We start from the raw sequence: 13668 nt of genomic DNA, 5'->3' as shown, positions 1-13668 counted from the left end.
TGTATTAAAAATCCCCCTGAGCTTTGTCAGGGGGATTTTTAATAGAATCTTTTTAAATATAAACGTGTGAAGGTAATCCTTAAAGATTACAAAGGTGAGACGTTGCCTTCAACATCGCGTTTAATTTCCATTTTAGTAATAGGGATGTAGTTTAATTGTTCGACAACGTTTTTTTGGACATCATCTGATAAACAAAACTCAATGAATTTCTTCACATCTTCAGAAGCGTCTTTACCGATGTACATATGCTCGTACGCCCAAATCGTCCAATCGTTTGTTGCAACATTATCTTCAGTTGGTTCAACGCCATCAATTTTTAATGATTTGAAACTGTTATCGAAGTATGAAAAGGCTAAATAACTAATAGCACCAGGCGTTTCAGTTATGATTTTCTTTACTGTTCCTGAAGAATCTTGTTCTTGAGTCCCGATTGTTTTAGTCCCGTCTAGCCCCCATTTTTCAAACGTTGCACGAGTACCGCTTCCTTCTGCACGATTAACAACCACTATATCTAAATCCTGGCCACCAACCTCTTTCCAATTCTTCACTTTACCAGTAAAAATATCGATAAGTTGCTGACGTGTTAGGTTATCAACTTTAACCTCTTTATTAACCACAGGGCCAATTCCGACGACTGCTACTTGATTGTCGATAATTTTATCAGCATCAATGCCCTCTTTTTCTTCAGCAAAAACATCCGAGTTACCTATGTCAACAGCACCACTAGCAACCTGCGATAATCCCGTACCACTACCACCACCTTGGACCGAAATTTGATACTCAGGATAATCGGTTTGATAGATGTCTTTTATTTTATCCACTAATGGTTGTAAGGCTGTTGAACCTACTGCCACGATTTCTGTTTGCTTTTCTTTGCCTGTTTCATTTCCAGATTTATTACTCCCGCATCCTGTTAATAAAAAGATAAAAGATAGACCTGCAATAATCATTGATGTTTTCTTCATATGATTGACTCTCCTCGTAAAATTTATTAGTTATTACAATTAGAGTATACGATGTGAATGTAAAATCATTAGTCATGTTTATGTAAAAATTAGGTAAATTTTATAGACAATATTTACATTATGTAAACTTGAAACCTGAAAAAACCACACGCATCTACGTATGGTAAATTTCACGATTATTTATCGGTTGTAATGGACGATTATTGCTGGCACTTGTAATGGTACTTTTTAACAAGCTGAAGCCACGTGTTGAAATAACACGACGATCATCAATAACTAGCCACGTAACTTGCCCAATAGTTGGTGGCGTTGTTAGTGACCCTTGATAATGATAGTAAGTTGGTTGACTTTCTGTGAACGGGGTAAAGTCAAATTTGACAAACAAACGATCCTGTTCATATAAGACTCTTGCTAAAATTGCTTCTTTCTCATCGGTTACATCAAATAAAATGGCTAACACGAGTAACTCATCTCGTTCATTACGATGAACAAAGTGGAATTCTAAATCAGAAGGACGATTATCTAACACGTGTTCACTTGGTATATGAAAATGAAGATTTTTAAGGAAGTAGTGTTCCCCTTTATAAATTAAATAACTTTGATTCGTGACGGAATCAAGTTGTAATGTGTAATTATCGTGTCGTAAAGTGAACTCATCTTCATGATAATGGAATATCAACTCATTAGGTGCTTTCTTCGTGATAATTTCTTTTGATAACCCAATCGGTGATTGCCATTTATCTTCGGCTGCTACTGAAAATTCTGGACATAATTGATGCCAATTTTCAGGTCCTTTGTCACTTTGACTATAATCCCATATTTCGGTTGTTTCTTTAATATACATACTTGCACCTCCACCCATTATTTTATAAAAAAAAAAAGAATTAGGCTACTAATACAACCTTAATATTCATCAGATACTATTGTGCTGAAACGGAACGCTGATTCTAAATTATTGTCTTAGATATTGTAGTTACCTGTTAAAAAAACAGTACAAAACAATTGTCTTGTACTGTTTCATCAGTTTAGTTTAACCATTCACGAGGATTTTGTTTCCATTCTTCTAATAATTCTCTTTGATTAGCTTCAATACGATTTGTATCGATGGCAGTCGTGATTAAGGTTGAATAGTTGGTCAACGTTTCAAATGCTAGACCGGCCTCTTCAAAATTATTGATACCATCTGCTAGTTCATAAGTAAAAATTGCAGCCACTCCTAAAACATCTGCGCCTTCTCGTTTGGCAGCTTCTGCAGCTTCTAATACACTGCCACCTGTTGAAATTAAATCTTCAATGATCACCATTTTTTGTCCTTCATGGATGACACCTTCGATTTGATTTCCACGACCATGTTTTTTGGCTGCGCTACGAATATAAACCATAGGTAGTTCTAAAATATCCGCAATCCAAGCAGCATGTGGAATTCCTGCTGTTGCTGTTCCAGCTATTACTTCCACATCTGGATAGTTTGTTTTAATCATTTCAGCTAAATTTCTTGCCACTTCTTTTCGAATAGAAGGATAGCCCATAATAACACGATTATCACAATAAATAGGACTTTTAATGCCACTTGCCCATGTAAAAGGTTCCGTCGGTTTTAAGTTTACCGCGCCAATTTCTAGTAAATGTTGAGCTGTTTGTTGAGCTGTTGTCATTATACTTCACCATTCCATTCTTTTTTGATTTCTTGATACGCTTGATAAGGATTGTTTGCTCGTGTAATTGGGCGGCCCACGACGATAAAGTTTGCACTTAGGTCGCGAGCGCCTCCTGGTGTCACAACACGTTGCTGATCACCTACTGCTGCTCCTAATGGACGAATCCCTGGTGTTAAACAAATAAAATCTGTAGAGGTATGCTTTTTAATAGTATTTGCTTCTAAGGCCGAACAAACGACTCCGTCCAATCCGGCTATTTGCGACATCTTAGCGTAGTGAATAACACTATCTTCTAAGGTCATCATTAACCCTTGCTCGTGTTGCATCGCCTCTTCTGATGTTGAGGTAAGTTGTGTCACGGCTATTAATAAGGGACGATTACCATCGACAGAACCTTCTTTAAGACCTCGAAGAGCTCCTTCCATCATGTTGATACCACCTGCGGCATGAACATTCGTCATCGAGACACCTAATTTAGCTAGTCCTCTCATGGCACTTTCAACTGTATTTGGAATATCATGCAGTTTTAAGTCTAAAAAGACATCATGCCCAAGTGATTTTAACCATGTAACGATTTCAGGACCTTCTTGATAAAATAATTCCATGCCAACTTTAACATATAATGATTCTTCACTAGGAAAGTGGTTTAAGAATGAGATAATTTCTTCTTTATTTGGAAAATCTAATGCAATAATTGGTCGTTGTGGCATCTTAACGCGCCTCCTTCACTTCTTGAATTAACTTGGCTAAACTCTCAATACCTAGTTCATCCATCCTTTGTGGCAAACCCTCAATTAATTTCGGACAAATTAACGGATCAGTAAAATTCGCTGTTCCGACAGCGACCGCACTAGCTCCAGCCATATACATTTCTAGTACGTCATCTACTGTATAGACACCACCCATCCCGATAATCGGAATATTAACTACCTCTGAAACTTGCTTAATCATGCGAATTGCCACAGGTTTAATGGCTGGTCCTGATAAACCACCTGTTTGATTAGCCAAAATAGGTTGACGTGTTTTTAAGTCGATACGCATGCCTAGCAAGGTATTGATCATTGATAAGCCATCTGCACCTGCTGCTTCAACTTCTTTAGCAATTGGCACAATATCCGTCACATTAGGTGATAATTTTACATAAACAGGTACGTTAGCTATTTGTTTAACACGATAAGTTAAATCAGCGGCAACATCTTTATCCGTTCCAAACGTGATACCACCTTGTTTAACATTCGGACATGAAATGTTCAATTCGATGGCTTTAACATTTGGTGCTTGACTAATTCGTTCGCACACGCTCGTATAGTCGTCAATCGTGTAACCCGCGACATTTGCAATAATCGGCACATCGAATCGTTCCAATGCGGGTAGTTTGTCAGACATAATTTCTTCGATACCAGGATTTTGTAAGCCAATAGCATTCAACATGCCACTAGGCGTCTCTGCCACACGTGGGGTTGGGTTACCATCACGTGGTTCAAGCGTCGCTGCTTTAACCATGATCGCTCCTAATTGACTAATATCATAAAATTTAGCGTATTCAGCTCCGAAACCGAAACAACCACTAGCCGGCATAATCGGATTTTTTAATGATAAACCTGGTAATTCAACTGCTAATCGATTCATATGTTCACTACCCCCGTTGCAAAGACTGGTCCTTCATCACAAACCTTCTTCAATCTCATTTTTTTAGTCTTTTTATCTTTTGTTTGACAGACACAGGCGGCACAAGCTCCAACACCACAAGCCATACGTTCTTCTAACGATACGTAAGCACGAGGATGTTCTTCAAAATATTGATCCACTTTAGCAAGTAATGGTGTCGGACCGCATGAATAGACCGCACTCGGCTCGATTTGTGGTAATATTTCATCTAATATAATTCCTAAGTGACCATTCGTTCCATAAGAACCATCATCTGTGGAAACGTGGACGTCACCAAGTGCTTGAAATTCTTCTAAATAAAACATCACGTCTTTAGAAGCAAAGCCAAGGAAAGCCATCACCTGTGCCCCTCTTAAACGAGCTTGTCTAGCGACTTCGTAAAGCGGTGGAATCCCAATACCACCCCCCACGACAATCACTAACTCCCCTTCTGAAATATCTTCAACTGGAAAACCATTACCAAGCGGCCCTAAAACATCTAACGTTTCATTGGCACTTAATTGACTCATATCTTTAGTACCCGCACCTTCAGCACGATAAATTAATTTACACTGACTTGTTTTCAAATCAATTGACGAAATACTGATTGGACGACGTAATAATAAATCGCTACGAGTTGGAGGCTGACAGTGAAGGAATTGTCCAGGTACTAACATCTCCTGAACGATTAATCCTTCTAAAGTCATTTCAAAGATGTTTGGTGCTAACATTTTTTGCTCGATAATTTTCATGTTTTCTTGCTTCATCGATATTCCCCTTTGTTATTAAATAGATTCTAGTAAAAATTGTTGCGATTCAATCACACGTAAGACCGCACTCACTGTATCTAATGATGTGAATAGTGGTACGCCATGATCGACCGCTTCACGGCGAATTAAGAAACCATCTGAATTCGTTTGTCTTGATTTATCCATCGTATTGACGACTACTTGGACATCTCCTTCACGAATAATATCCAAAATATTTTTACCTGACTGCGTTACTTTATCAATGCTTTCAACTACAAGCCCGTTGTTTTGGTAGTAAGTTGCTGTTCCAGCAGTAGCTACCAGTTTAAAGCCAATGTTTTTAAAGCGTTTAGCAATTTCTAAACTTTCTTCTTTTGCTTCATCAGCAATTGTTAGTAAAACAGAACCATGATTTGGAATATTCATGTAGCTAGCTTCAAAAGCTTTGTATAAAGCTTTTTCTAAAGTTGTGTCTGAACCCATTACTTCACCAGTTGATTTCATTTCAGGTCCTAAGTAAGTATCAACGCTTTGTAATTTTGCAAATGAAAAGACCGGCGCTTTAATATGCACTAAGCTGCTTTCAGGGTGTAATCCATCTTCGTAGCCTTGAGTTTCAAGAGATTGGCCTAAAATAATTTTGGTTGCGACTTGCGCCATTGGAATATCTGTTACTTTACTTAAAAATGGTACCGTACGACTCGCACGTGGGTTTACTTCAATAACATACACTTGATTATCATGAATCACGTATTGAATGTTCATCATGCCCAAGCAATTTAAGCCTAACGCCAAACGTCTTGTGTAATCAACAATTGTGGCTTTAATTTCATCTGATAACGTTTGTGGTGGATAGGCTGCCATTGAGTCGCCTGAATGGACACCCGCTCGTTCAACGTGTTCCATAATCCCTGGAATTAACACACGTTCCCCATCACAAATTGCATCAACTTCGCATTCTTTACCAACTAAGTAACGGTCAACTAAAACTGGATGCTCTGGTGAAGCTTTAACCGCGTTTTTCATGTAGCTACGTAAATCAGTTTCGTTTTCAACGATTTCCATCGCGCGTCCACCTAACACATAGCTAGGGCGAACTAAAACTGGATAACCAATTTTTTCAGCGATTGCTACGGCTTCTTCACTACTTGTTGCTGTGTCACCTGGTGGTTGTGGAATGTCCAATGCTTTTAGGGCTTGTTCAAACAAGTCACGATTTTCGGCTGTATCTAGCGCTTCGATGGTTGTTCCGATGATTGGAACGCCGGCTTTGTCTAAACTATCTGCTAAGTTAATTGCTGTTTGACCACCGAATTGAACGATTACTCCTTTAGGTTGTTCTAAGTCAATGACATTCATCACGTCTTCAAAAGTCAACGGATCAAAGTATAATTTATCCGAAATTGAGAAGTCAGTTGAGACTGTCTCAGGATTATTATTGATAATAATTGCTTCATAACCAAGCTGTTGAATCGCTTTAACCGAGTGAACGGTTGCGTAATCAAACTCAACGCCTTGACCGATTCTGATAGGACCTGAACCTAGAACTAAAATAGATTCTTTTTCAGTACGAATACTTTCGTTTGTAAAATCATATGAGCTATAAAAGTACGGTGTTTCTGATTCGAACTCCGCTGCACAGCTATCAACCATTTTGTAGACTGGTAATAGGTTGTTTTCTTTACGCATAGTACGGATAGCTGCTTCATCTTGATTCCAAATTTTTGCAATCGTCACATCAGAGAAGCCATACGTTTTAGCGGTTTTTAAAGTGTTAAAGTCGCCGATGTTTTCAGCCAATGCTTGTTCAATTTCGATGACATGCAATAAGCAATCTAAGAAATACAAATCGATTTTGGTCATTTCATGAATATCTTCAATTGTATATCCTCTACGAATCGCTTCAGCAATGTAGAAGATACGGTCATCTTGAGCGTTCACGATTTTATTAACCACTTGTTCTTCACTAGCTTCCGTTGCTTCTTCTAAAGATATATGTACTGTTCCTAGTTCTAATGAACGAATCGCTTTTAAGGTCGCTTCTTCTAAGGTACGACCAATTGCCATCACTTCACCCGTGGCTTTCATTTGTGTACCTAAGCGACGCTCACCATTTTCGAATTTATCAAATGGCCATCTTGGGACTTTTGCCACGACGTAATCAAGAGTCGGCTCAAATACTGCGAAAGTTGTTTTAGTCACAGGATTTTTAATTTCATCTAAAGTTAAACCAACGGCGATTTTAGCCGCTAATTTAGCAATCGGATAGCCGGTTGCTTTACTTGCTAAAGCTGAAGAACGGCTGACACGTGGATTCACTTCGATGACATAGTAATTAAAGCTGTGTGGGTCAAGCGCTAATTGGACGTTACAACCTCCTTCAATTTTCAATGCACGAATGATTTTTAATGAGGCATCACGTAATAATTGATGTTCCACATCAGTTAATGTTTGACTTGGGGCATATACGATTGAGTCCCCTGTATGAATGCCGACTGGGTCGAAGTTTTCCATGTTACAAACCACAATCGCATTGTCAGCTGAATCTCGCATTACTTCGTATTCAATTTCTTTATAGCCAGCAATACTTTTTTCAATCAAACATTGCGTTGCTGGTGATAATTTTAACCCATTTGTCGCAATTTCGATTAATTCTTCCATATTGTCACACATACCACCGCCTGTACCGCCTAATGTGAAGGCTGGGCGAACAATTAATGGAAAACCAATTTCTTCCGCAAACGCAATCGCTTCTTCAACGGTATTAGCAATCGTACTTTCTGGAATCGGTTGGTCTAATTCTTCCATTAATTGTTTAAATAAATCGCGATCTTCTGCTTGGTCAATCGCTGATAGTTTTGTTCCTAATAATTCGACGTTGTACTCATCTAAAATCCCTGAATTGGCTAAAGTCATGGCCATATTTAAACCAGTTTGTCCACCTAACGTTGGTAATAACGCATCTGGTTGTTCTTTACGGATAATGCGAGAGACAAATTCTTCAGTAATCGGCTCGATATAGACTTTATCGGCAATCTCTTTATCTGTCATAATTGTTGCAGGGTTTGAATTAACTAAAATCACTTCATACCCTTCTTCTTTAAGTGCTAGACAAGCTTGCGTTCCTGCATAATCAAATTCTGCTGCTTGTCCAATCACAATTGGTCCAGAACCAATCACCATAATTTTCTTAATATCCGTACGTTTAACCATCTTAGTTTGACTCCTTCCATGCATCCATTAATTCGATAAATTCTTGTATCACGTGATGCGCATCATGTGGTCCCGGTGCAGCATCTGGGTGAAATTGTACTGAGAAAGCTGGGTAATGACGGTGTTTGACACCCTCCACTGTTTCATCATTAACCTCCACATGTGTCACGATTAAATCAGTTTCAGCTAATGATTCTTTTGAAACAGCATAACCATGGTTTTGTGAAGTAAAATCAATACGCCCTGTTGCAACCTCTCTAACTGGATGATTGCTGCCACGGTGTCCAAATGGTAACTTGTAAGTTTTAGCGCCATTTGCTAATGAGAACAGTTGATGACCTAAGCAAATCCCGAATAATGGCACTTTACCTTGAATTTCTCTAATTAATGTTAACGCTTCAGGGACATCTTGTGGATCTCCAGGTCCGTTACTTAATAACACGCCATCTGGAGCTAATGCAAGTACTTGTTCTGCAGTCGCATTATAAGGTAAAACAGTGACTTGGCACTGATAACGACTTAATTCGCGTAAAATACTATGTTTTAAACCAAAATCTATTACCACGACATTTTTTCCTAAACCTGGTGAAGGATATGCTTTGGTTGTTGACACTTCTGCTACTAATTTTTTCGGCATAACGGTTGCTCGTAATTGATCCAATGAGTGTTCCGCATCTTTTTTGCCATCGATTAAAGTCGCTTTAATCGCGCCTTTTTCACGAACAATTTTCGTTAAAGCTCGCGTATCAATTCCTGAAATACCTGGAATGCCTTTTTGTTTTAAAAATTCATCCAGACTTAAATTATTACGCCAATTGGAAGCGCGTCGTGCTAATTCGCGTACAACTACGCCTTTACAACTCGGTTCGATTGACTCAAAATCATCGCGGTTAATCCCGACATTACCAATTAATGGATAAGTGAAAACGATAATTTGACCGTTAAAACTCGGGTCGGTAATCCCTTCTTGATATCCTGTCATTCCCGTTGTAAAAACTAATTCTCCGACAGTTGCTTTTTCAGCTCCAAATGCTTCACCGACAAACGTCGTGCCATCTTCTAACAAAAGTGTTCTCTTCATGTGCTACCTAACCTTCCTTTGACCAAACAATTTTTCCGTTTACTAACGTATAGAGTGTTTCTGCTAAAACTTTCTCACCAATAAATGGTGTATTGAATGATTTCGATTCAAATTCATCAGCATTAATTTCAATTTCTTTATCAAGTTGATAAATTGCTAAGTCAGCTGGACTACCAATATCTAACGTTCCACAACTTAATCCGAAGATATTCGCAGGTCTGATTGTCATCCAATCAACCACTTGTTTCAATGTGAAACGACCTGTTTTAACAAAGTGCGTGTACATTAGTGAAAAGGCTGTCTCGCTTCCAACAATTCCGAATGGTGCTTCGGTCATGGAAACAGCTTTTTCTTCATCCGTATGTGGCGCATGATCAGTTGCGATACAATCAATCGTTCCGTCTAACAGACCTTCAATTAAAGCGGCTTGATCATCCAACGCTCTAAGTGGTGGATTCATTTTATAAATCGCATTATCAGATGGAATGTCTTCATCTGATAAAATCAAGTGATGCGGACAAACTTCGCACGTTACATTAATCCCGGCTTGTTTTGCTTCACGAATAATGCGGACACTCTCTTTAGTGGAAACATGACAGACATGATAATGAGCGCCTGTTTCTTCAGCTAATAATAAATCGCGTGCAATTTGAGATGATTCCGTTGCACTAATAATACCAGGTAAGCCTAATGCTTCTGATTTCTTGCCGTGATGCATACAGCCACCAAATAGTAAACTTTCGTCTTCAGTATGAGCAACAATCGGTAATCCCACTCTTGCGGCTTCTTTCATCGCTAAGTACATCGTGCCCGCTGTTTGAACCCCAACACCATCGTTAGTTACCGCGAAAACACCGGCTTCTTTTAGCGCTTGATAGTCGACTAATTCTTCGCTTCTTAAACCTTTAGTAATCGTCGCGTATTGTAAGACGTTGACAACCGCATCTTTTTGAATAATATCTTCAATAGCTTGCCAATTTTCAACCGTATCAGGAACCGGGTCTAAATTTGGCATAGCGCAGACGGTTGTATAACCTCCACGAGCAGCCGCCAAGCTACCCGTTTTAATTGTTTCTTTGTGAGTAAATCCTGGTTCTCTAAAGTGAACATGGACATCGACTAATCCTGGTGTTAATAGGCCACCTTGCACGTCAATTATTTTTTCAGCGCTTAACCCTAGCTTGGCTAAATTTTGACCGATAGATTGAATTTTACCTTCTTTGATATAGACATCAGTTGGAATTAATTGATTGCGCTCATTTATAGTGCGCGCGTTTTGGATTAATAATGTACTCATTGTTTTACCCCTTTGCTTTTCCTTCTAAAATCGCTTCAAGAATCGCCATTCTCATGAAAACTCCGTTACTCATTTGTGAGACGATACGTGATTGATAACTTTCCACTAGCTCATCTGCTAATTCTACATCGCGGTTAACTGGTGCTGGATGCATGATGATTGTCTCAGGTTTCAGTTGCTTCGCACGCTCGACTGTTAAACCATATGCTTGATGGTATTCTTCTTTTGAAAAGCTTTCACCAGATTCATGACGTTCATGTTGTACTCTTAATAACATAATGACATCTACAAGTTCGACTAATTCATCGATTTCTTTGTATTCACCGTATACATCAAACTGATCTTCATACCATTCTTTAGGCCCTGAGAAATAAAGTTCTGCACCTAAACGATTTAGCATTTGCATGTTTGATTTTGCCACGCGCGAGTGACTTAAATCACCAGCAATCGCTACTTTTAAGCCTTCAAAATGACCAAACTCTTCATATATTGTCATCAAGTCAAGTAAGCATTGTGTCGGATGCTGACCGCTTCCGTCACCACCATTAATAATAGAGCTGCGAATCGTTTTGCTTTGAATTAATTGATGGTAGTAATTTTCTTCCCAGTGTCGAATGACACAAACATCAACGCCGATTGCTGACATGGTTAACACAGTATCGTATAATGATTCACCTTTACTTACTGAACTTGTTTTCGTATCAAAGTCAATTACTTTGATGCCTAATTTATGTTCAGCCATTTCAAAACTTTTGTGCGTTCTTGTACTGTTTTCAAAAAAGAGGTTTGCCGCATAATAATCTTTCAAATGATCGGGAATAGCTGCGCCATGTTTGAATTCCTGTGCTCGTTTAATTAACCCCATTACTTCATTGTCATGTAAGGCCTCAATCGTTAATAAATGTTTGATGCTAACTTGTTCTCGATTAATAATCATCTTTGTTCCCCCTTTTTTTATGAGTAACCCCTATTATCTTTCGCTTGCTGCTTCTTTTGGTAAAACTAGATTTAATAAAATTCCGAATAAGGTTGCTAACGCCATACCCGATAACTCAAATGTTCCTGTTTTTAGTAATAAGTTTCCTATCCCTACAACCAAAATAACTGATGCAATGATTAAATTTCGTTTTTTATCAAAGTCAATTTTATTATCAATAAGAATTTTAATCCCACTCGCTGCGATAACTCCGAAAAGAATAAAGCTGATACCTGAAATTACGGGTCCAGGGATACTATGAATCACAGCACTTACTTTGCCGACAAAACTCATCACGATAGCTAAAACAGCCGCTCCACCTAGAACAAAGACACTGTGAATACGAGTGATTGCTAATACGCCGATATTTTCTCCATAACTTGTTACTGGAGGTCCACCAACTAAACCAGCTGTAATTTGGGCTAATCCGTCACCTAGAAGCGTACGGTCTAACCCTGGATCTTCAAAGTAGTTACGTTTTGTTAATTTATTTAAAACTGAGATGTGTCCCATGTGCTCAGTCATTGTGACAAATGCGATAGGTGCCATCATCAAGATTGCATTCCAGTGAATAGTTGGTTGATACTGGACGAATGGAATGTGAATGTCAGGCATTGCAAACCATGATGCTTGGGTAATTAAACTAGTATCGACGATTCCCATTGCAAGAGCTACTAAATATCCACTTACAATTCCTAATAAGATGGGAATTAGACCTAAGAAACCTTTAAGGAACATATTGAAGAAAATCGTTAAGGCTAAAGTAATAAGGGCCACGATAATATACTTTACTTCGTATTCGCCAGCTGCGTTATACATGGCGTTATTAGCTGCATTAGCTGCTAATCCTAAACCGATAACCATTACAACAGGTCCTACAACGACTGGTGGCAATACTTTGTTTACCCAATCAGAGCCGATTTTTTTAATAATGAATGATACGATAATATAAACAAGTCCGGTTGTAATAGCACCCTGCGCAACCGCGCCATAACCAGCGTCTGGATTATCCATTAACAATTTCATAGCTGGAATAAACGCGAAGCTACTACCTAAGTAAGCTGGTATTTTGGCACCTGTTGTAAAGATGTAAACCAATGTCCCAATTCCTGAACTCATTAGAGCGACACTTGGATCAATTCCGACCAAAATTGGTACTAATACGGTTGCACCAAACATCGTGAATAAATGTTGGAAGCTAAGACCTAGTCCTTGAATAAAGCTTGGTTTGTCATGTACATCTAAAACTGCATCTGGATTTCTAAATTCTTTTGTCATAATAATTTCTCCTTAATTTTTTCTATAAAAAAAACTTCCTGTGCCCTATCCTAAGACACAAGAAGTTCGCCTAAATAAAGATAGTCTCATCCCTATCTTTAACTACAACGCTCTTCTATGTCTCACAGGACATAATTAAAAAGCTCTTATTTTATTTTTTAATGTAAATTCCTTCGTCGTTGTCATACTCTCTGATATGAACAACAATTTCTTCATCTAACGCTGTTGGAATATTTTTACCAACGAAATCAGCGCGAATTGGTAATTGACGATGACCACGGTCAACTAACACGGCGACCGAAACTTTTGCTGGGCGACCGAAGTCCATTAAGGCATCTAGGGCGGCACGAATAGTACGACCCGTAAATAACACATCGTCACATAAAATGACTTGTTTCCCGTTAATATCAACAGGAATATCTGATCCTTTAACACGTGCGTCTAATAATGATTGGTCAGGTGTCACATCATCTCGATAAAGTGTAATGTCTAACTCTCCAACCGGCACTTCTTTACCTTCTAATTGTAATAAGCGTTGTGCGACACGTTGCGCAATATAGATACCACGTGTTTTGATACCAACCAGGACTACATCATCGATTGATTTATTACGTTCAATGATTTCATACGTAATACGCGTAATCGCTCTCGTCATTGTCATTTCATCTACTACTTCTTTTTCCATTATTTCTTACCCCTTTTCGTCTTTTCGATTGAAAATTATTGAAATAAAAAAACCTATCTCGTTTTATCCGCGAGATAGGTTGGAAATGTCCATGTATATACATACTTAGTACACAACTT

Annotated in this window: 12 protein-coding genes; all 12 read right to left on the bottom strand. The window is 38.6% G+C overall.

Annotated features, from left to right (window positions below; translation table 11 throughout):
* Nucleotides 1-86: 86 nt before the first annotated feature.
* The 12 genes from FA707_RS05365 to pyrR all read right to left on the bottom strand — a co-directional run bounded on the left by FA707_RS05365 (nt 87) and on the right by pyrR (nt 13552).
* Nucleotides 87-965 (bottom strand): phosphate ABC transporter substrate-binding protein PstS family protein, encoded by an 879-nt coding sequence (locus tag FA707_RS05365; RefSeq protein WP_136953259.1) that lies wholly within the window; start codon nt 963-965, stop codon nt 87-89.
* A gap of 154 nt (nt 966-1119) precedes the next feature.
* Nucleotides 1120-1809 (bottom strand): carbonic anhydrase family protein, encoded by a 690-nt coding sequence (locus FA707_RS05360; protein ID WP_168177358.1) that lies wholly within the window; start codon nt 1807-1809, stop codon nt 1120-1122.
* Between the two features lie 181 nt (nt 1810-1990).
* Nucleotides 1991-2620: an orotate phosphoribosyltransferase gene (pyrE, locus tag FA707_RS05355; protein ID WP_136953257.1), complete on the bottom strand. Its 630-nt coding sequence runs from the start codon at nt 2618-2620 to the stop codon at nt 1991-1993.
* Nucleotides 2620-3333 carry an orotidine-5'-phosphate decarboxylase gene (pyrF, locus tag FA707_RS05350; protein ID WP_136953256.1) on the bottom strand — a complete coding sequence of 238 codons (714 nt, stop codon included), beginning with the start codon at nt 3331-3333 and terminating at the stop codon, nt 2620-2622. The genes pyrE and pyrF overlap by 1 nt, the downstream gene beginning before the upstream one ends.
* Nucleotide 3334: 1 nt before the next feature.
* Nucleotides 3335-4252 carry a dihydroorotate dehydrogenase gene (locus tag FA707_RS05345; RefSeq protein ID WP_136953255.1) on the bottom strand — a complete coding sequence of 306 codons (918 nt, stop codon included), beginning with the start codon at nt 4250-4252 and terminating at the stop codon, nt 3335-3337.
* Nucleotides 4249-5037: a dihydroorotate dehydrogenase electron transfer subunit gene (locus FA707_RS05340; RefSeq protein ID WP_136953254.1), complete on the bottom strand. Its 789-nt coding sequence runs from the start codon at nt 5035-5037 to the stop codon at nt 4249-4251. The genes FA707_RS05345 and FA707_RS05340 overlap by 4 nt, the downstream gene beginning before the upstream one ends.
* 18 nt (nt 5038-5055) lie before the next feature.
* Complete coding sequence (gene carB / locus FA707_RS05335) at nt 5056-8232, bottom strand: carbamoyl-phosphate synthase large subunit (protein ID WP_136953253.1); 3177 nt, start codon at nt 8230-8232, stop codon at nt 5056-5058.
* A gap of 1 nt (nt 8233) precedes the next feature.
* A complete protein-coding gene (locus FA707_RS05330; protein ID WP_136953252.1) occupies nt 8234-9313 on the bottom strand; it encodes a carbamoyl phosphate synthase small subunit in 1080 nt (359 codons plus the stop codon).
* Nucleotides 9314-9320: 7 nt separating this feature from the next.
* Entirely contained in the window at nt 9321-10610 is a 1290-nt protein-coding gene (gene pyrC / locus FA707_RS05325; RefSeq protein ID WP_136953251.1) for a dihydroorotase, read from the bottom strand.
* A gap of 4 nt (nt 10611-10614) precedes the next feature.
* Nucleotides 10615-11547 carry an aspartate carbamoyltransferase catalytic subunit gene (locus FA707_RS05320; RefSeq protein WP_136953250.1) on the bottom strand — a complete coding sequence of 311 codons (933 nt, stop codon included), beginning with the start codon at nt 11545-11547 and terminating at the stop codon, nt 10615-10617.
* 33 nt (nt 11548-11580) lie between these two features.
* Nucleotides 11581-12864: a solute carrier family 23 protein gene (locus FA707_RS05315; RefSeq protein WP_154299887.1), complete on the bottom strand. Its 1284-nt coding sequence runs from the start codon at nt 12862-12864 to the stop codon at nt 11581-11583.
* 151 nt (nt 12865-13015) lie between these two features.
* Nucleotides 13016-13552 carry a bifunctional pyr operon transcriptional regulator/uracil phosphoribosyltransferase PyrR gene (gene pyrR, locus FA707_RS05310; RefSeq protein ID WP_136953248.1) on the bottom strand — a complete coding sequence of 179 codons (537 nt, stop codon included), beginning with the start codon at nt 13550-13552 and terminating at the stop codon, nt 13016-13018.
* Nucleotides 13553-13668: the final 116 nt, after the last annotated feature.

It is taken from the genome of Vagococcus zengguangii, assembly GCF_005145005.1.
Taxonomy (GTDB): Bacteria; Bacillota; Bacilli; order Lactobacillales; family Vagococcaceae; genus Vagococcus_A; species Vagococcus_A zengguangii.
The sequence above is the reverse complement of the archived record's forward strand: the minus strand, read 5'-3'. Positions and strand labels throughout refer to the sequence as shown.